The 18,600-nt window shown below is 59.8% G+C and carries 17 protein-coding genes; 2 read left to right on the forward strand and 15 right to left on the reverse strand.

The genetic code is table 11. From position 1 onward, the window contains the following. The first annotated feature begins 154 nt into the window (after window positions 1-154). Window positions 155-772 (forward strand): 5'-deoxynucleotidase, encoded by a 618-nt coding sequence (yfbR, locus tag ACFOTD_RS04855; RefSeq protein ID WP_378116279.1) that lies wholly within the window; start codon window positions 155-157, stop codon window positions 770-772. Window positions 773-1,205: 433 nt separating this feature from the next. On the opposite strand, the gene ACFOTD_RS04860 is transcribed toward yfbR, so the two are convergent. The 7 genes from ACFOTD_RS04860 to ACFOTD_RS04890 form a co-directional block, all read right to left on the reverse strand. Further along, entirely contained in the window at window positions 1,206-1,631 is a 426-nt protein-coding gene (locus ACFOTD_RS04860; RefSeq protein ID WP_378116281.1) for a DUF2269 family protein, read from the reverse strand. 93 nt (window positions 1,632-1,724) lie between these two features. After that, window positions 1,725-2,957: an aminopeptidase gene (locus tag ACFOTD_RS04865; RefSeq protein ID WP_378116283.1), complete on the reverse strand. Its 1,233-nt coding sequence runs from the start codon at window positions 2,955-2,957 to the stop codon at window positions 1,725-1,727. Between the two features lie 13 nt (window positions 2,958-2,970). Further along, window positions 2,971-4,095 (reverse strand): M24 family metallopeptidase, encoded by a 1,125-nt coding sequence (locus ACFOTD_RS04870; protein ID WP_378116284.1) that lies wholly within the window; start codon window positions 4,093-4,095, stop codon window positions 2,971-2,973. Window positions 4,096-4,196: 101 nt separating this feature from the next. Continuing rightward, the gene (gene mdh / locus ACFOTD_RS04875; protein WP_378116286.1) at window positions 4,197-5,141 is read right to left on the reverse strand and encodes a malate dehydrogenase; all 945 of its coding nucleotides are present in this window, start codon (window positions 5,139-5,141) and stop codon (window positions 4,197-4,199) included. 344 nt (window positions 5,142-5,485) lie between these two features. Beyond that, window positions 5,486-6,781, reverse strand: a complete 1,296-nt coding sequence (gene icd / locus ACFOTD_RS04880) for an NADP-dependent isocitrate dehydrogenase (RefSeq protein ID WP_378116288.1) — start codon at window positions 6,779-6,781, stop codon at window positions 5,486-5,488. 133 nt (window positions 6,782-6,914) lie between these two features. Then, complete coding sequence (gene citZ / locus ACFOTD_RS04885; protein WP_378116290.1) at window positions 6,915-8,027, reverse strand: citrate synthase; 1,113 nt, start codon at window positions 8,025-8,027, stop codon at window positions 6,915-6,917. 317 nt (window positions 8,028-8,344) lie between these two features. Beyond that, window positions 8,345-8,656: a hypothetical protein gene (locus ACFOTD_RS04890; protein ID WP_378116292.1), complete on the reverse strand. Its 312-nt coding sequence runs from the start codon at window positions 8,654-8,656 to the stop codon at window positions 8,345-8,347. Between the two features lie 185 nt (window positions 8,657-8,841). Between ACFOTD_RS04890 and ACFOTD_RS04895 the strand changes: the two genes are divergently transcribed. Next, entirely contained in the window at window positions 8,842-10,377 is a 1,536-nt protein-coding gene (locus ACFOTD_RS04895) for a Ppx/GppA phosphatase family protein (RefSeq protein WP_378116294.1), read from the forward strand. A gap of 66 nt (window positions 10,378-10,443) precedes the next feature. On the opposite strand, the gene ACFOTD_RS04900 is transcribed toward ACFOTD_RS04895, so the two are convergent. The 8 genes from ACFOTD_RS04900 to ACFOTD_RS04935 all read right to left on the reverse strand — a co-directional run bounded on the left by ACFOTD_RS04900 (window position 10,444) and on the right by ACFOTD_RS04935 (window position 18,157). Further along, window positions 10,444-10,605: a mechanosensitive ion channel protein MscL gene (locus ACFOTD_RS04900; protein ID WP_090109908.1), complete on the reverse strand. Its 162-nt coding sequence runs from the start codon at window positions 10,603-10,605 to the stop codon at window positions 10,444-10,446. 81 nt (window positions 10,606-10,686) lie between these two features. Further along, window positions 10,687-12,813 (reverse strand): polyphosphate kinase 1, encoded by a 2,127-nt coding sequence (gene ppk1, locus ACFOTD_RS04905; protein WP_378116296.1) that lies wholly within the window; start codon window positions 12,811-12,813, stop codon window positions 10,687-10,689. 113 nt (window positions 12,814-12,926) lie between these two features. Beyond that, complete coding sequence (locus ACFOTD_RS04910) at window positions 12,927-13,334, reverse strand: FxsA family protein (protein WP_378116298.1); 408 nt, start codon at window positions 13,332-13,334, stop codon at window positions 12,927-12,929. Window positions 13,335-13,494: 160 nt separating this feature from the next. Then, a complete protein-coding gene (locus tag ACFOTD_RS04915) occupies window positions 13,495-13,959 on the reverse strand; it encodes an acyl-CoA thioesterase (protein WP_378116300.1) in 465 nt (154 codons plus the stop codon). Between the two features lie 81 nt (window positions 13,960-14,040). Then, a complete protein-coding gene (gene pyk, locus ACFOTD_RS04920; RefSeq protein WP_378116302.1) occupies window positions 14,041-15,795 on the reverse strand; it encodes a pyruvate kinase in 1,755 nt (584 codons plus the stop codon). A gap of 158 nt (window positions 15,796-15,953) precedes the next feature. Then, window positions 15,954-16,919 (reverse strand): acetyl-CoA carboxylase carboxyltransferase subunit alpha, encoded by a 966-nt coding sequence (locus ACFOTD_RS04925; RefSeq protein ID WP_378116304.1) that lies wholly within the window; start codon window positions 16,917-16,919, stop codon window positions 15,954-15,956. Continuing rightward, on the reverse strand, window positions 16,909-17,796 hold the full coding sequence (gene accD / locus ACFOTD_RS04930) for an acetyl-CoA carboxylase, carboxyltransferase subunit beta (RefSeq protein ID WP_378116306.1): 888 nt from the start codon (window positions 17,794-17,796) through the stop codon (window positions 16,909-16,911). The genes ACFOTD_RS04925 and accD overlap by 11 nt, the downstream gene beginning before the upstream one ends. Before the next feature lie 172 nt (window positions 17,797-17,968). Continuing rightward, a complete protein-coding gene (locus ACFOTD_RS04935; protein ID WP_282907571.1) occupies window positions 17,969-18,157 on the reverse strand; it encodes a glutamate decarboxylase in 189 nt (62 codons plus the stop codon). Window positions 18,158-18,600 lie beyond the last annotated feature (443 nt).

The raw sequence follows: 18,600 nt of genomic DNA on the forward strand, positions 1-18,600 counted from the left end.
AGCCAATCCTCCAATTGCCGACTTTTCTTTATCTTAACACAGGAGTATTAGCGCAGTGTAAATTCAGACGAACTTAACAGAGCGGCCGGGATGACCCTGCCGACTCATGTAAGTTATAGTAAGGAGAGGAATGTATAAGGAGGAGCGCCTCGATATGCGACAGCATCATTTTTTGGCTTATTTATACCGACTGCGATACATCGAACGCTGGAGCCTCATGCGCAACTCGACCAAGGAAAACGTCGCCGAGCATTCGTATCATACCGCGCTGCTCTCCCATATGCTGTGCACGATAGCCCGGGACGTATTCGGCCGCGACGTCGATCCGGACAAGGCGGCGAGCCGCGCGTTGTTCCATGACGCGACCGAAGTGATCACGGGAGATATACCGACGCCCGTCAAACATCATAATCCGGCGCTATTGTCCAACTTTCGGGATCTGGAGCGCCTGGCCGCCGAAAGGCTGCTCGGCACCGTGCCTCCGGAGCTTCTTCATGCCTATGAGCCCCTGCTGATGCGTCAAACGCAGGACGACGAGCTGAACCGGTACGTGAAGGCCGCCGACATCCTCGACGGTTATCTCAAATGCGTCTCGGAGATGTCGGCGGGCAACCGCGAGTTCGCTACTGCGCGCAGGCAGTTCGAGGACCGGCTAGCAGCGCTTGGAATGCCGGAGATCGACTGGTTCCTGAACCGGCTGGCGCCGAGCTTCGAAAAGACGATCGACGAGCTGTCCGAACGGGAGCGGGAGGACGGTGCCGACGCCGATTAAGGAAACTGGGTGCAGGAGAGCATTGTCCGTCGCGAAAGACGCGCTGTGAATCGCCATTCCGTTACTTATCGCAGCGTGGATCTTTTGGCTACAAATATCATTTTCCGAAGCGTATCGCCGCCGACTATCCGGCAGTCGAATAACATACAAAAGTAACGCATGGCCTCTGCGCCAACGGACCACAGATCCGCTAACGACGACGATACGTCCTGATTCCTGGCTTGGCGGACTGAGAAGCCGCTATTTCAGCTCCAGACGGTCTTTTGGGACCCTTTTAGGAGAAATAACGGACGCTCTGTCCGTCAGCCTGCAATAATGAGCGGAAACGGCAATAATAGCGGCCTTGCGGTCCTTCCTTTTCTTCAAAGCAAAAGGCTCCGCCTGCGCATGTCGCGCCGGGCAGAGCCTTTTCGGTATACATCGTACAGTAAAATTAAGCGAGCCAAGGATTTTTCATCAGCCAGACGACGACCAGGAAAATAATCAGAATGACAAAGCTCAGCGTCTGTACGCGCGAGATGTTGCTCGATGCGTCCTGTCCGCCGGAGGCCGAGGCAACGATCCGCTTAAGCGGGGCTTGCACGATGCCCGACAGCGCGCCGAGCGCCAGGAACAGCACGATAATCGTAACCATCCACGAAACTTCGTAGTCCGCTTGGGAGATCAGATAACCGCCCGTCAGCAGCTGCAGGACCAACGAATATTGGCCGAATCGCCCCGCCGATACCAGGCCGCTGGCAAGGCCTTCCTGGGCCGGCGTGGACAGCTGCCGGAAGCGCTTGGCCAGGAACGGCAGAATGGCATAGATGCCCATTCCGATCGCCCCGACGATGTGCAGAAAAATCATTACGTTATACATCGCGATATGTACCTCCACAACCATAATAAGACAAGTCACACCTAGTATACACAAACCGGGCTGACAAGTAAAAAAGACCGTGAAGGCGCCGCGTTAAAACGCCCAAGCGCCTTTGACGAATACCTGCTCCTCGCTGCCGTCCGCGGCGACGCCGAAGATGTCCAATTCGCCCGAACCCACCATGAAGTCGGTGTGAACGGTGCTGTTGTTCAAGCCGCGCGCCGACAGTTCCTCCTGGCTCATATCCGCGCCGCCCGCTACGCAAGACGAGTAGGCGCCGCCTACAGCCAGGTGGCAGGATGCATTCTCGTCGTAAAGCGTCTTGTAGAACAGCAGGCCGCTGTCCGAGATCGGCGACCTGTGCGGCACGAGCGCGACTTCGCCGAGATACGCGGCGCCTTCGTCCATTTGCACCAACGTCGCTAGCGTGTCGGCGCCTCTCGCTGCCGAAGTGCGAATCGCCCGTCCTTCTTCGAATTCGAAGGAAAACCCGTCGATGATCTGTCCGGCGTAGCTGAGCGGCTTCGTGCTCGATACGGTGCCCCGAACGCCGTCGCGTTTGGGCGCGGTGTACACCTCTTCGGTCGGCAGATTCGGCACGAACCAGACGCCGTCGGCATTTTGCTTGCGCCCGCCGAGCCAGACGTGATCGGCCGGAAGCTCGATCGTCAGGTTCGTGCCGGGAGCCGCGTACCGCAGCGCGCGATACTGCTTGGCATTCAAAATGTCCGCCCTGCGCTTCAGCTCGGATAGATGCGTCTCCCAAGCCCCCAGCGTATCCTCGCGATCCGCCCGCACGAGCTTGAATATCGCGTCCCACAGCAATCCGATCCGCTCAGGCTCGGGCGCGTCCGGAAATACTTTGTCCGCCCACCCCTTCGAAGGAGAAGTCGCAATCGTCCAGCTGAACTTGAAGCCCCGCGACAGCACGCGATAGTCCTTCATAACGCTGCTCGCAGCCTTCTGCGCATTGGCGATGCGCTCGCCAGGCACGCCGCTCAGCAGATCCGGATCGTCCGACATCAGATTGATCGAAGCCGCGCCCGCGCGGGCCAGCTCCAGCTTCTCCGCCGCAGACCACTTGGGCTCCTCCAGGAAAACCTCGTCCGGGGCCAGATCGTATTTCAATCTCGTGACGACCTCGTCCGTCCAAAATACCTTTACATTACGCGCGCCGGCCTCGTATGCCTTTCGTACGACCAGCCGTGCCAGCTCCACGCTATCCAACGACGCGTTGACCGCGACCGTCTGGCCCGGCTGCACGTTGGCGCCGATTTTGACGATAAGCTCCGCGTAACGGTCCAACTTTTGCGCAAACTCGTTCATGAAACATTCCTCCTTAAAGATTTTCCGCCGGGATGACGGTCAGTTGCTTCGGATAACGCGTGAGTAAGCCGGCCGTGCCGTCCTCCCGGATATAGACGTCATCCTCGATTCGTACGCCGCCTACGACAGCGTCGTATACGCCCGGCTCAACCGTGAACACCATGCCTTGCGCCAACAACGTGTCGCTCGCGCCCGACATGGAAGGCAGTTCGTGAATGTCCATGCCGAAGCCATGCCCGACCCGATGCGTGAACAGCGGCCCGAAGCCCGCCTCCTCAATCGTCTCGCGCGCCGCCGCATCGACCGCGGACACGGGGACGCCAGCCGCAGATGCGGCGATCCCCGCTTCATTGGCAGCCAGCACCGCCTCATAAATAGCCCGCTGAGTCTCCGAAGATTCGCCGACGACAAAGGTACGCGTGATGTCGGAGCAATATCCGTCCGCCTGCACGCCGATATCGATGAGCAAAAAGTCGCCGCTGCGAATTGCATGCTGGCCCGGCACGCCGTGCGGCAGCGCCGAACGCGGTCCTGTAAGCACGATCGATTCGAAGGCCGGACGATCCGCGCCAAGCTCTCTCATCTTACGCTCGATCTCCGCGACCAGCGCAAGCTCGGTCATCCCGACCCGAACCTGCGAGACCGCGTGAGCCATAACCCCCTCGATAATATCGACCGCCCGCTGAATCCGGCCGATCTCGTCCGCGCTCTTGACGATCCGCATATCGAGAATCGACTGCTCCAGATCGCCAAAGCCCGCACCGGGGTAGACCGACTGAAGCCGTTCTGCTCTAGCCAGCGATACAGCTCCTTTCTCCACCCCGATCGAAGACGCGGCTGGTGCCGGCATGTGCTCGGCAAGCAGCGCATACGCGTCGTCGACGTCCGAGATCGGCACGATCGCGAGGCCCGGTGCGGCTTCTTGGGCTGCCGTCGCATCCAGCAAAGGCACGAACAGCTTCGCAGCGCGACTATCGCTGTTCAGCGCAAGCGCCAAAAAGCGCTCGTGCGGGTTGCAAGCAAAGCCCGTCAGATAAGCGACGTTGGTGGGCGAAGTGACCAGCCCGATCCGGATCCCTTCCTTTTCCATATAGGAATTAAGCCGATCTCTACGCTTCCTATACGCTTCTACTGACAATCGGATCATCTCCCTTTTCGGTTCTGCGCGCTTTAGCATAAACAACTCCAAGGTCGTCGGACCTTGGAGTCGGGGAATGCGCGAACAGCCGCTAAGGCTGATCAGGCGTTTTCGACAATCCGGATGACGCTGCGCACCGACTCAGCGGATTTGGCCAGCGCCGCCTTTTCGTCCAGCGTCAAGTCAAGCTCGAAAACCTTCTCGATGCCGTCTCCGCCAAGCACGGCCAACACGCCCATAAACAGATTATCGTAGCCGTATTCGCCTTGCAGGAGGGCAATGACCGGAAGGATGCGCTTCTTGTCCTTCAAAATTGCTTCGGTCATCTGCACCAGCGAAGCCGCCGGCGCGAAGTAGGCGCTGCCGTTGCCGAGCAGGCTGACGATCTCGCCGCCGCCGACGCGCGTGCGCGCGACGATCGCATCGATCTCGTCCTTGGGCAGCAATTGCTCGACCGGGATGCCGCCGACCGTCGTGTAGCGCACGAGCGGAACCATGTCGTCGCCGTGCCCGCCGAGCACGACGCCGCGCACGTCCTCGACGGACACGTTCAGCGCTTGCGCAAGGAATGTATTGTAGCGGGCGGTATCGAGTACGCCGGATTGGCCGATGACGCGGTTTTTAGGAAAACCGAGCGCCTTGTTGGCGACATAAGTCATCGCATCGACCGGGTTGGAAAGGATGATGACATAGGCGTTCGGACTGGTCGCCTTCACGTTCTCGCAGACGGATCTGACGATGCCCGCGTTCGTGCTCACCAGATCGTCGCGGCTCATGCCCGGCTTGCGCGCGATGCCGGCCGTGACGATAACGACGTCCGAATCGGCCGACTCCGCATAATCCGCGGTGCCGACGATTTTGGCGTCGAAGCCTTGTACCGGCGCGGCCTCTGCCATATCCAGCGCCTTGCCCTTCGTCGGATTTTCAAGCTGCGGAATGTCGATCAGCACGACATCTCCGAGTTCCTTCTGCGCCAGCATCAACGCCGTAGTCGCACCCGTAAACCCGGCCCCCACGACCGTAATTTTCGCCCGTTTCATTGCCATTCGAATTCCCTCCTAAAAGTTCCTCACGAATAGGTTACCCGTTACCGCGCCTGCCTTACTCTTCCCCAGCCCGCCTTTGCCCCGCCCTTGCCCTGTCCTGACCTCGTTTTTACTTCCCTATTCTCCCTAAAAAAACAACAATCCCCCTCGTCGACACATAAGCACCGACAAAGAGGACCGTTATCTATAGCTCTTCTCCCCCACTAATCCCTCATCCCTGCGCCTCTGTCCCCCAATCGTTATTCATCAGGGTGTCAAGAGGGCAAAGCCCTCGGAGTCCCCCTTTGAAGGGGGATCTAGGGGGTTGTAAAAGGGGGGATTCGGGGGAGGGCCCCCGAAAAAAACTACATGTTTTTAATAATTTCATCCGCGAACGCCGAGCACTTAACCTCGGTCGCGCCTTCCATCAGACGAGCGAAGTCGTACGTGACGATCTTGCTGTTGATGGACTTTTCCAGACCCTTGTAGATCAGGTCAGCCGCTTCAAGCCAGCCGAGGTGCTCGAACATCATAACGCCGGACAGGATAACGGAGCCCGGGTTGACGACGTCCTTGTCAGCGTACTTAGGCGCGGTGCCGTGCGTCGCTTCGAAGATCGCGTGGCCGGTCAAGTAGTTGATGTTCGCGCCGGGAGCGATGCCGATGCCGCCGACTTGGGCAGCCAGGGCGTCGGACAGGTAGTCGCCGTTCAGGTTCAGCGTCGCGATGACGTCGAAGTCCGTCGGACGCGTCAGCACTTGCTGCAGCGCGATGTCGGCGATCGCGTCCTTCACGAGGAGCTTGCCTTCGGACAGTGCGGACTTTTGCGCTGCGTTAGCCGCTTCTTCGCCTTGCTCCGCCTTGATTGCGTCGTATTGGTTCCAGGTAAACACTTGGTCGCCGAACTCGCGCTCAGCCAGCTCGTAGCCCCAGTTCTTGAACGCGCCCTCGGTGAATTTCATGATATTGCCCTTGTGTACGAGCGTAACCGACTTGCGCTTGTGCTTGATCGCGTATTCGATCGCGGCACGGATCAGGCGCTCGGAGCCGTCCTTGGATACCGGCTTGATGCCGATGCCCGAAGTCTCGGGGAAGCGGATCTTCTTGACACCCATTTGCTGCTGCAGGAACTCGATGACCTTTTTCGCGTCAGCGGTCTCCGCTTGATACTCGATACCGGCGTAGATGTCCTCGGTGTTTTCGCGGAAGATAACCATGTCGACCAGCTCAGGGCGCTTGACCGGCGAAGGAACGCCGTCGAAGTAGCGAACCGGACGCAGGCACACGTACAGGTCAAGCTCTTGGCGAAGCGCAACGTTCAGCGAGCGGATGCCGCCGCCGATCGGCGTGGTCAGCGGGCCTTTGATCGCGATGATGTATTCGCGGATCGCGGTCAGCGTGTCGGCAGGCAGCCATTCGCCGTAAGCGTTGAACGCTTTTTCGCCTGCGAATACTTCGTACCAGGAGATTTGCTTTTCGCCGCCGTATGCTTTTTCAACGGCTGCGTCGAGCACGCGCTTGGCAGCGGCCCAGATGTCGCGGCCCGTGCCGTCGCCTTCGATGAACGGAATGATCGGGTTGTTAGGGACGTTCAGGACGCCGTTTTGGTCGACTTTGATCGGTTCGCCGGATTGCGGCAGTTCGAATTTTTCGAGTTGCATGAGTAGGTAGCCTCCTGGAAATTTAAATGTAGGTAATGAAGACGCTTCGCTGCGCGCGAAGCAGCGCGACAAATCAGCGCGCCGACCGGCCCGAGGGGGCCGGACAGCCCGCGGCATGTCGCAGCGCTTGAACTTAGCGCTCGTCGACCGGCACGTAATGCTGGTCGACAGGGCCGACGTACTCCGCGCGAGGGCGGATCAGACGGTTGTCGGCAAGCTGTTCGAGAATGTGCGCGGTCCAGCCCGAGACGCGGCTGATGGCGAAGATCGGCGTAAACAGGTCGCGCGGAATGCCGAGGAGCGTGTAGCAGGAAGCCGAGTAGAAGTCGACGTTCGGCTTCAGACCCTTCTGGCCGGTTACGAGCTCTTCGATGCGGACGGACATGTCATACAGACGGCTGTCGCCGTTCAGCTCGCTCAGGTTTTTGGACATTTGCTGCAGGTGCTTGGCGCGCGGGTCGCCCGTACGGTAAACGCGGTGGCCGAAGCCCATGATCTTCTCTTTGTTGTTCAGCTTGTTCTGGATGAACGGCTCGACGTTGTCCAGCGTGCCGATCTCGTCCAGCATGACCATGACCGCTTCGTTGGCGCCGCCGTGCAGCGGGCCCTTCAGCGCGCCGATCGCGGACGTGACGCCGGAGTAGATGTCCGACAGCGTCGCGACAGTGACGCGAGCCGCGAACGTCGAAGCGTTAAGCTCGTGGTCCGCGTGCAGGACCAGCGCCTTGTCGAGCGCGGTGATCGCGACTTCGGCCGGCTCTTCGCCGGTCAGCATGTACAGGAAGTTGTGCGCGACGCCGACGCCCGACTTGGGCGCAACCGGCTCTTTGCCTTGGCGCAGACGCGCGAAAGCGGCGATCACGGTGCCCATCTGGGCTTGCAGCTTGATCGCCTTGCGATAATTGGCCTCCGGGCTCGGATCGTTCGCTTCGGCGTCGTACAGCGCGAGGCTCGAGATCGCCGTGCGGAGCGCGGCCATCGAGTTCGCGCCCTTTGGATAGAGACGCAGTCCGTCGATGACTTCGCCCGGCACCGCAGCCGCATCGCTAAGCTGCGACTTCAGCGCGTCCAGCTCGCTTAGCGTCGGGAGCTTGCCGTTCCAGAGCAGATATGCGACTTCTTCGAAGCTGGCCTTTTCGGCCAGTTCGTCGATATTGTACCCGCGATACGTCAGCACGCCGTCGATAATGGAACTGATGGACGAGGATGCGGCGACGATCCCTTCAAGGCCTTTGGTAGCTGTCATGGTTCTCTCTCCTTCAATCCCAAGATAACGAATCAAATAAGCGCACGATGCGCTTTACGGAAATTCGGGGCCGGCGGTTCGGACGCGCCCTCAAGCCTGCCGTCCGCTTCGTCCACGTAAACCCATATTACTTTCGGTTTTTAAAGCCTTCATTAATGATAAACGATTTCAATTGGGAATGGAACCGAACGAAGCATAAAAATGCTTTATCGCATATATAGACGATTACTCTCACATTCGCGCGCTGACGCGTCGGCGCGGCGATTCCGGCACTCCGGAATCGCCGCGTCAAAACTTTATAGGTTCAGTAACAAACGTCACATTGAACCGACGTCCATCGTCGCGATATGGCGTTTGGTCTCGTCCGTTCCCCAATCGCTCAGACGGCGGTAGATTTCCTTGAGGTAATAGTCGTAGCCGTCGTTTTCCAGATCGTTGCTGTATTCCAAAAAAGGAAGATGCGCGCGCCAATAACCGGCCTGATCGAATTCGTCCATCGAATCGAACAGCTCCTGGAGCTGCGCAAGCTCCTCCTCGCCGGCTTCGATCTCGAACTCGAACGCGGCGTCGCCGCGATGCGTATTGATCGTCCTGGCCTGAACAGATACGTAATACTTGGACTTTTCCATAAGATCCTCCCCGCGCTGGCTGATGTTACGCATATTGTGTCCAAGCGTTCCGCGGATTTATGCCCTTTCGGCCATGGCCGGCAAGCACAATGCTTTTGCGCGAGAGCCCATGATGTTAGAATAGAGCGATAAAGCGTTCAGGGCGGACGCCCGCTTCAGGGCGAACGCAGCCGGAGGAGGATTTTATGTCATTTACAGCCCAAACGACGGCTATGATCGATATCGGTTCCAATACGGTTCGTCTGTCAGTCTATCGCGTCACGGAAGAAGGCGCCTACCGCGTCATCGATCAAGGCCGCTGGCCGGCCAGGCTCAGCCAGCGCTTGACGGCGGACGGCAGGCTGCCTGCCGAAGCCGTGTCCGAGCTCGGCGAGGTGCTGCGCCATTACAAACGCATCTGCCGCATTCACGGCGCCGAGCGCATCCGTACGGTCGCTACGGCCGCGGTGCGCCAGGCTTCGAACCGGGACCAGGCGCTGTCCGCGCTGTTCGAGGAGACCGGCCTTGCCATCGAGCTGCTGCCCGGCGAAGAAGAAGCCCGGCTTGGCAGTCTTGCCATGCTGCGCACGATGAACGTGGAAGACGGCTTCGTCGTCGACATCGGCGGCGGAAGCACGGAGATCACGCTGCTACGGAATCGGCAGATCGTCTCGTCCGTCTCCTTTCCCATCGGCTGCGTTAATACGTCAACCCGGTTCGGGCTTGGCGAAGCGCCTGTGACCAAGTCGACGCTCGACGCGATGGAGGCGGACATCCTGGACAAGCTCGGCGCGCAAGCGTGGATCTCCCAGCATCCCGGACTTCCGATCATCGGACTGGGCGGCACGGTCCGCGCGCTCGGCAAGCTGCGCCAGCGTCTGGACGAATATCCCTTCGCCAACCTGCACGGGTACGAGATTCCGTCGGATCAGCTGGCTTCCTCCATCGAGCTGCTCGCGCCGTTGACGGTGGAAAAGCGCCGAAAGCTCCCCGGCTTGTCGAAGGACCGCGCGGACGTCATCGTGCCCGGACTCATTATCCTTCAAGCCGTGCTCCGCGCGTGCCGTTCTTCCGGCATCGTCGTGTGCGGCGCAGGTCTTCGCGACGGCTTGTTCTACGATACTTGCTTGCCGGATCTGCGGATGGAGGGCGAGGACGCCGTCGCGGAAGAGAGCATCCGCAATCTGTGCGCCCTGTACCCGGGAGCGCCACTAAGCCATCTGGACCAGGTGAACCGGCTCTCGCTCGCCCTGTACGACCAGCTCGCGCCGGGCATCGAGATGCCTTCGGAATGGCGCCGCTTGCTAAGCGCAGCTTCCCGGCTCTTCAGAATCGGGGCGGTGCTCGATTACAACGATTGCGCGCAGCATACGTTCTACATTCTCATGCATGCGCACTGGAACGGCATGTCCCACCGCGAAAAGCTGCTCGTCGCGGCGATCGCCTCCTATCGCAACGCCAATGCGCTAAAGCGCAGCCTGACCGCCTACCGGGCGTTGGTCCGCCCAGGCGACGAAGAGCTTTGCGCCAAGCTCGGCATGCTGCTGCAGCTCGCGGCTGCGCTGGACCGCAGCGAGTCTCAAGCGATAACGTCGCTGCACGTCACCGGCGGCGTCGGCGGCCGACTGCTGCTGGATGCCGCAGCCAGCCATGCGCTGCCCGTCGAGACGACCGAGGTTCAGGCGCTCGGCAAAGACTTCAAGAAATGCTGGGGACTGACGCCATCGCTTCGCCTCGTCTAGCCATCATGCGAATTTTCGCTTTATATCTCTTCATAAAAAAAGGACGCCTGCGGGCTTCCTTTTTTTTTAATATAAAATTCTGCGCATCACTCTGACTTCGTAGCCGTACTTGCCACGCATCAGCTTCATTTGCTCGTTGATGTAGTCGTAAACTTCCTTCAGCCTCGACGTGTTCGGCCTGAGCGTTTCCTTGACTTCGCCGCCGACGATGACATCGAACTCGATCATCCTCGTCCCTCCTCCCCATTTCCATCCCGCAATCTTATCTTATGCCGGAAATGTAAATGGCAGATTAGGCGAAGTAGTTATTCATGTGAAATCTTTGGCGTCGGCGATGGTCTTCCAAATCGGAATGTCGCTGGAAGCGAACTGGCTGCGAAGCGGCGGCTGGTCGTTCTGGACGCGAACGTAGCCGCCGGAAGGCAGAAGCTCCCTCGCCTTGACATTATCCTGCAAGTTCAGCTCCAGCATGTTGCGAAGCGCAAGCCGGAGACCGCGGTCGTAAACCGGGCAGAGCAGCTCGACGCGCCTGCTCAGGTTGCGGCTCATCCAGTCCGCGCTCGAGATGAACACCTCGTCCTCTCCGTCCGCGGACACGTACAAAATGCGGGAATGCTCGAGGAAACGGTCCACGATGCTGACGACGCGCACGTTGTCGCTTAAGCCCGGCACGCCGGGACGCAGACAGCATACGCCGCGCACGATCAGGTCCACTTTGACGCCGGCTTGCGACGCTTCGTACAGCTTGTCCACCATAGGCTGGCTGGACAAGGAATTGATTTTCGCAACGATACGCGCGGGTTTGCCCTGCTTGGCGCTCTCGATCTCGCGATCGATCAGCTCGTACAGCCGAGGGCGAAGACCCGCAGGCGCGACCGCGAACGCACGCCAATCGTGCGGCGTAGAATAACCCGTCATTTCATTAAAGAGCGCAGAAGCGTCCGCGCCGATCCACGGGTGACAGGTGAACAATCCGGCGTCCGTGTAAAGCTTGGCCGTGTTTTCATTATAGTTGCCCGTGCCCACGTGCACGTAACGGCGCAGCGATCCGGCCTCGCGGCGCACGACAAGCGTGATCTTGGCATGCGTCTTCAGGCCGACCAGGCCGTAGACGACGTGGCAGCCCGCGCGTTCGAGCTGCTTGGCCCAGGCGATGTTGCGCGCTTCGTCGAACCGCGCCTTAATCTCGACGACGACCGTCACCTGCTTGCCCGATTCGGCCGCTCTCGCGAGCGCCTGGACGAGCACCGAATTGACGCTGACCCGATAGAGCGTCATCTTGATCGCGAGCACGTTCGGATCCTCCGCCGCCTCGCTGATGAAGTCGTTGACGACCTCGAACGATTCGTATGGATGATAGACAAGCGCATCCCCGCGCTCGCGCAGCACGGAGAGAATATCGTCCGATACGTCGAAGGCTGCCGGGTAAACGGGCTCGATCGGCGGATATCGCAGCTGTTCCATATTAGGAAGCGATCCCGTGAACTTCGAGAGGAAAGTCAGATCGAGCGGTCCGTCGATCTCGAAGATTTCCTCCTCGCCGACCTCGAGCTCCTCCATCAACAGCTCCCTGGCCTGAATCGACATCCCCTTCTCGATCTCGAGCCGAACGGGGAAGCCTCTCCGCCTGCGGCGCAGCTCCTTTTCCATTTCCTTGAGCAAGTCCTCCGCGCCTTCCTCGTTAAGCGCAAGGTCGGCATTGCGCGTCACGCGAAACGCATGCACGGATTCGGTCACGTAACCGCTGAACAGCTGTCCGATCTGGACCCGGATGAGCTCCTCCAGGAGCAAATAAGCGTTTTTCCGGCTTCCTTTGCGCTTGGTGACCTCTACCGTTCTTGTAAGAATGGACGGCACCTGTACGATGGCAAAATAAATCCCGTTTTCCTGGTCCGCGCCCACCATCTCTTCGGGTCTCAGCACGACCGCAAGGTACAGCTCTTTGTTGTGCAGCAGCGGGAACGGCCGGCTCGTGTCGACCGCCATCGGCGTCAATACCGGGAAGACGATCTCCTGGAAATAGACCGACATCGCTTCTTGCTGCTCGTCATTCAGATCGTCCCATGACGCAATCGCAATATTTTCCTTGGAAAGCAGACGCAGCAGTTCTCTGTAGGTTTTGTACTGGAGCCTCACCATGCGTCCGACCCGCTTGGACAGCCGCTTAAGCAAGCCGCCTTGCGTATAGCCGGTAAAGTCCGGCTTATTGAATCCGGCCTTGAGCTGCTCTCGCAATCCGGCCACGCGCACGCTCATGAATTCGTCGAGATTGCTAGCCACGATCGAGAGAAATTGAAATCTTTCGAGCAATGGGGTGCCCGGGTCCTCGGCTTCTTCCAACACGCGCCGGTTGAATTCAGTCCAGCTGAGATCACGGTTAATGTATTTCTGGGATCCGTGCATTCTTGTCGCTCTCCCCTTTTCGATTCGAACCATTGCGCTGCACAATTATGAGACACAGTCTTATGACCATTATGTTAGTGGGATGTTATCGCAGCGTCAAACGAACGTGAAGGGAATGTAAAATCGACCGGTTATGATCCTTTTCGTCAGAATCTTCGGAAGCCTCCGCCCGAGATCCGAAACGTCCCGGACTGCACTTTGGCTGCCAGCCATCCGTATAGCCCCATCCTGAATAACGAGCGCGTCCACGGAAGCAGCATCGCGAGCCCGACGAGGTCGGACAGAAATCCCGGTACAATCAGCAGCAATCCGCCCGCGAGCACGCAGATGCCGTCGAGGATCGCATGTCCCGGCATTTGGCCGGAAGATAGCTGGAGGCGCGCTTCGCCCCATACTTTGCGGCCCTCGGATTGCATTAGCAGCGCGCCGACGACGGCGCCGGCGAGCAGCAGCAGAAAGGTCAGCCAACCGCCGATCCACCGCTGCATCATATAAATACCGCACGCCTCGAGCAAGACGACGACGAAAACGATCCACAACAAACGTTTTAACATGGCAAACTCTCCTCTCCGTCTTCTCTTATACGGCAGCGTACAAATCTGCGTTGCAGCGGAAGCTGAGGATCTGAGCGAAGGGGCTAACGTTAAAAAGTGCCGCAGACGCAGCTATCCGCATGTGTACGAATGGTGAGATTCTGTCGAAAACGAAAGCCAGCTACGCTTCCGCCAACGCCTTGAATGCGGCCCAGATCTCAGGCAATTCCCGGTCGAGCCGCACCGGCTTCCATTCCTTGTTCACCCAGACATGCTTGGTGCCGCCCGATACAAGCAGCTCCCCCGCCGGATCGTCCTTGGCCACGCGCCCGACGCTCGCCGTCAGGTCGCCTTTCATAATTCGCGATTCAAACTCGATCCGCAGCGCCGTCTTGTCGGCGACCCGCGTGCAAACCGTGATCCAATCGTCGTATCGGGCCGGCTGCACGAAGTTGACGTCGAGCTTGACGAGCGGCAGCAGCAGCCCTCTCGTCTCGATCTCCCGGTAGTCGCAGCCGATCCGCCTCACCCATTCGGTTCGCCCGATCTCGAACCAGTTCACGTAATTGGCGTGATAAACGACGCCCATCTGGTCGCATTCCTGATACCTCACTCTAAGCGGGTGCAGGAGCCATGCACTTGCCATTGCTTAATCCTCCCTCGTTCGCTCAAAAGAAACGGGACGCAAGCGGAGCTTGCTCCGTCTGTCGTCCCGTTAGTCGTTGTATTAAAGTACCTTGGCTTGTCCGGTGTAGATGACGCCGTGCTCCGCGTACAGCGTGATCTCCATGCCGTCGTGCAGCAGCTGCGTCGCGTTCTCGACACCGATGATGACCGGAATGCCGAGGTTAAGACCGACGACCGCCGTATGCGACGTGATGCCGCCCGTCTCGGTGATGACGGCTGCCGCTTGCTGAATCGCCGGCATGTACTCTCTGTCCGTCGCCGGGGTGACGAGGATCGCGCCCTCGGTCATCTTGCTGATGGCTTCGTCCGGCGAAGTCGCTACGACTACGCGGCCGGTCGCGCTCTGCGATCCGATACCTTGGCCCTTGGCGATGAGCTCGCCGATGTTGTGGATCTTGATCAGGTTCGTCGTGCCGGAGCGGCCGACAGGTACGCCCGCCGTGATGATGACGGTGTCGCCCAGGCGCACGATGCCGGAGTGGATCGCGCCCTGTACGGCGATGTCGACCATCTCGTCGATCGTAGAGGCGGACTTGCCGTCCACCGTGATGACGCCCCAGACGAGCTGCAGACGGCGGCGAACTTGCTCGACCGGCGTTACCGCGATGATCGGGGACTTCGGACGGTACTTGGACACCATCCGTGCCGTATAGCCGCTCTCCGTGGACGTGACGATCGCCTTGGCGTTCAAGTCGAGCGACGAGTTGGCGACCGCTTGGCTGATCGCTTCGGTGACGGTCGTCTGCTGGGCTTCGGCCTGCTTGGTGAAGATCTCGCGATAGCGAAGCGCGGACTCGGCACGCTCGGCGATGCGGGACATCGTCTGAACGGACTCGACCGGGTACTTGCCCGCGGCCGTCTCGCCGGAGAGCATGATGGCGTCGGTGCCGTCGAAGATGGCATTGGCGACGTCGGACGCTTCGGCGCGCGTCGGACGCGGATTGCGCTGCATCGAGTCGAGCATCTGGGTCGCCGTGATGACCGGCTTGCCGACGCGGTTGCACTTCTCGATCATTTGCTTTTGCACGAGCGGCACTTCTTCTGCCGGAATCTCGACGCCGAGGTCGCCGCGCGCGACCATCAGGCCGTCGGATACTTCGAGGATCTCGTCGAGGTTGTCCACGCCCTGCTGGTTCTCGATCTTGGAGATGATCTGGATGAAACGCGCGTCATGCTTTTCGAGCAGTTCGCGGATCTCGAGCACGTCGCTCGCGCGGCGGACGAACGAAGCGGCGATGAAGTCGACGCCTTGCTCGATGCCGAAGCGGATGTCGTTGGCATCCTTCTCGGTGATGCCCGGCATGGAGATCGCGACGCCCGGCACGTTGACGCCCTTCTTGCTCTTGATCGGGCCGCTGTTGACGATCTGGCACTCGATCTCGGTGCCTTCGATCTTGGTGACCGTCAGGCCGATCAGGCCGTCGTCGATGAGGATCGTCGAGCCGACGTGCACGTCGCCCGGCAGCTCCTTGTAGGTAACCGGAATGCGGTCGCGGTCGCCGAGAATCTCTTCGGTCGTCAGCGTAATGTGCTCGCCGGCCACCAGCTCGATCGGCTCTTCCTTTAGCTTGCCGAGGCGAATCTCGGGGCCCTTGGTGTCGAGCAGGATCGCGACGGTCTTGCCGAGCTCCTCGCAGGCCTGGCGGATATTTTTAATCCGGTTGCCGTGCTCCTCGTAGTCGCCGTGAGAAAAGTTCAAACGAGCCACGTTCATGCCTGCGTTGATCAGTTTTTTCGTGTTTTCGAGCGATTCGCTGGATGGACCGATCGTACAGACGATTTTCGTTTTGCGCATGATTAATGTTACCTCCATTGGATGTCAGGCAGACGGATCATACCGTATACCACCGATTGTACCCGCCAAGGCGCAGATTCAGACGCCGGAACGGTAATGCCGATGTTAAAACTCATGCCGAACGCCCGTCCGGAGATCGGAAGGGCGCACGGTCATACTCATACGAGCTCTGGCGCGGCGAACTTGCCCACGCTGCGGAACTTGCGATATCGGTCCTCGACGAGCGCCTCCGGCGACAAGCCGGACAGCTCCTCCAGGTGACGCCAGATCGCCGTCTTGACGGCCGATGCCGTCTGCACGGGATCCAGATGCGCGCCGCCTTTGGGCTCGGGAACGATCTCCTCGATGATGCCGAACTCGAGCAGATCCTTGGCTGTGATCTTCATCGCTTCCGCCGCTTGGTCGGCTTTGGAGGCGTCCTTCCAGAGGATCGAGGCAGCGCCGTTCGGCGAGATGACGGAGTAAATGGAGTTCTCCAGCATCAGGACGCGATTGCCGACGCCGAGCGCCAGCGCGCCGCCGCTCCCGCCCTCGCCGATCACGACGCAGATGACGGGAACCCTGAGCAGCGCCATTTCCTTGAGGTTGCGGGCGATCGCATCGGACTGCCCTCTCGCCTCGGCGGAATCGCCGGGATAAGCGCCCTTCGTATCGATGAAGGTGATGATCGGCCGCCCGAACTTGTTCGCCTGCTGCATGAAGCGAAGCGCCTTGCGGAAGCCCTCCGGATGCGGGCTGCCGAAAAACCGCTGAATGTTGTCCTTCGTGTCTTTGCCCCGCTGGTGGCCGACGACCGTAACCGGCACGCCGTTAAGCCTGGCGATGCCGCCGACGATCGCCAGATCGTCCCCGTACAGCCGATCGCCGTGCAGCTCGATGAAATCCTCGAAAATCTCGTTGATATAATCGAGCGTCGTCGGCCTGGAATGAACGCGGGCCAGATGCATGATCTGGGCGCCGGACAAATTGCTGTATATCTCGTCTTCGAGCTTCTTGTAAGCTTCTTCGAGCCGGGCGATCTCCTCGCTGAAGTCGATGTTCTGCTCGACGCCGACTTTTTTGAGGTGGTCGATCTTGCGGCGCTGCTCGGACAACGGACCTTCGAAGGGGAGCTTATTGTCCATCTGAAGCACCTCCTGCGACATGCATCTCGAGCAGATTCGTCAAGAACGCCTTCATGTCCTTGCGATGCACGACCTTGTCCAGCTGGCCGTGCTTGAGATTGAACTCGGCCGTCTGGAAGTTGTCGGGCAGCTTCTGCCGGATCGTCTGCTCGATGACGATGCGTCCCGCGAAGCCGACGATCGCGCCCGGTTCGGCCAAAATATAATCGCCGAGGCTAGCAAAGCTGGCGGATACGCCGCCGAGCGTAGGATCGGTGAATACGGAGATGTACAATCCGCCTTCTTCCTGGAACTTCGCGAGCGCGGCGCTCGTCTTGGCCATCTGCATCAGGCTCAGGATGCTCTCCTGCATACGGGCGCCGCCCGACGTCGAGAAGAGCAGCAGCGGCAGCTTCTTCGCGGCGGCAAGCTCGATGGCGCGCGTCACTTTTTCCCCGACCACGGAACCCATGCTGCCGCTGAAAAAGTCGAAGCTCATGACGCCGACGACGATCTTGATGCCTCCGAGCTCGCCTTCGCCGGTGATGACCGCGTCCTTGAGACCGGAGCTCGCCTTCTGCTGCTCCAGCTTGGCCTTGTAACCAGGGAATTCAAGCGGATCCTCCGAGGTCAGGTCCGCATCGATCTCAAAAAAACGCCCGTCGTCGAGCGTCATCGCGATGCGCTCCAGGGCGTTGAGGCGCGAATGATGACCGCAGGTGGAGCACACCTTAAGGTTCTTCTCCCATTCCTTGCTGAACTGAATGTTGCCGCACTTGGGGCAGCGATTCATCAGGCCTTCGGGAATCTCGCGCTTGGGCCGTTCGCCGGCCGCAGGGGCCTGGGAGACGGAAGGAACGGTAGCATATTTCTTCTTCTGGAATAAATCCTTAAACACAGCGACACCTCACAAGGCGCAAAAATGGCGGTCCCGCCGGCGGCGGGCGGTGCTCCGCACGGGTATGCCCCGTACGGAGAAAACGCGGCCCGCGCGGACGAAATCCGCAGCTATCAGGCGCGACATGCATAGGACGAACCGACCCGCGAAGGACGGCAATCTGCCGCATGAGTCACATATGCAAAATACTGCCGAGCACTTCTTGAACTTCTTGCACTTCACCGGAAGGCACCAATATCTCGTACTGCGGCTTGACCAGGTTAATCGACCGGACCCGGACGAGAAACCCCTCGCCCTCCAGACGACTCTGAATCCGCTCCGCAATCTTGGCGGTCGGCGCGATATAAATGACCGTCCACATGACGCGGTACCTCCATAGGTGATCGATTCTACAATAAGGAAATGATAGCATACAAAGATCGGGACTAGCAACCGTGAGCCGCCTTGCCTGCGGGGCCGGCGGGGTGCGGCGCTGCGCAACGCGATGCGGATCGGCGAATGAAAACCGCGGCCATCTCCGCTTGCGGCGCGGCTTTGGCGCATATCCGGGCGACCGCGGAATCGCGCCTTCGCGGCGCCGAATTTATTTCGCGCGCGGACGTTGCGGGAGCCGATGGTGCCGCAAGAGTGGCGCTGCGCGTTGGGTACGTGAGACGCCGGGCTCGGCAACATGGGACCGCGAGGCCCCGGGCGCGGTGCCGCGGGACAGTGCGTGGCCCCGGGCGCGGCGCCGCGGGACAGTGCGTGGCCCCGGGCCCGGCGCCGTGGGATCGCGAGCCCCCGGGCGCGGCGGTTTCTGCGTGA

It is taken from the genome of Cohnella sp. GCM10012308, from assembly GCF_042649185.1.
Lineage (GTDB): Bacteria > Bacillota > Bacilli > Paenibacillales > Paenibacillaceae > Cohnella.

Bases quoted from the DNA above. Each gene is read 5' to 3' on its own strand.
- yfbR (WP_378116279.1), top strand. From the start codon at position 155: ATGCGACAGCATCATTTTTTGGCTTATTTATACCGACTGCGATACATC.
- ACFOTD_RS04860 (WP_378116281.1), bottom strand. From the start codon at position 1,631: ATGTATAACGTAATGATTTTTCTGCACATCGTCGGGGCGATCGGAATG.
- pyk (WP_378116302.1), bottom strand. From the start codon at position 15,795: ATGCGCAAAACGAAAATCGTCTGTACGATCGGTCCATCCAGCGAATCG.
- ACFOTD_RS04900 (WP_090109908.1), bottom strand. From the start codon at position 10,605: ATGATCGAGTTCGATGTCATCGTCGGCGGCGAAGTCAAGGAAACGCTC.
- ACFOTD_RS04865 (WP_378116283.1), bottom strand. From the start codon at position 2,957: ATGAACGAGTTTGCGCAAAAGTTGGACCGTTACGCGGAGCTTATCGTC.
- ACFOTD_RS04925 (WP_378116304.1), bottom strand. From the start codon at position 16,919: ATGGACAATAAGCTCCCCTTCGAAGGTCCGTTGTCCGAGCAGCGCCGC.
- icd (WP_378116288.1), bottom strand. From the start codon at position 6,781: ATGCAACTCGAAAAATTCGAACTGCCGCAATCCGGCGAACCGATCAAA.
- ACFOTD_RS04890 (WP_378116292.1), bottom strand. From the start codon at position 8,656: ATGGAAAAGTCCAAGTATTACGTATCTGTTCAGGCCAGGACGATCAAT.
- ACFOTD_RS04915 (WP_378116300.1), bottom strand. From the start codon at position 13,959: ATGGCAAGTGCATGGCTCCTGCACCCGCTTAGAGTGAGGTATCAGGAA.
- ACFOTD_RS04935 (WP_282907571.1), bottom strand. From the start codon at position 18,157: ATGTGGACGGTCATTTATATCGCGCCGACCGCCAAGATTGCGGAGCGG.
- mdh (WP_378116286.1), bottom strand. From the start codon at position 5,141: ATGGCAATGAAACGGGCGAAAATTACGGTCGTGGGGGCCGGGTTTACG.
- ppk1 (WP_378116296.1), bottom strand. From the start codon at position 12,813: ATGGTTCGAATCGAAAAGGGGAGAGCGACAAGAATGCACGGATCCCAG.
- citZ (WP_378116290.1), bottom strand. From the start codon at position 8,027: ATGACAGCTACCAAAGGCCTTGAAGGGATCGTCGCCGCATCCTCGTCC.
- ACFOTD_RS04910 (WP_378116298.1), bottom strand. From the start codon at position 13,334: ATGTTAAAACGTTTGTTGTGGATCGTTTTCGTCGTCGTCTTGCTCGAG.
- ACFOTD_RS04895 (WP_378116294.1), top strand. From the start codon at position 8,842: ATGTCATTTACAGCCCAAACGACGGCTATGATCGATATCGGTTCCAAT.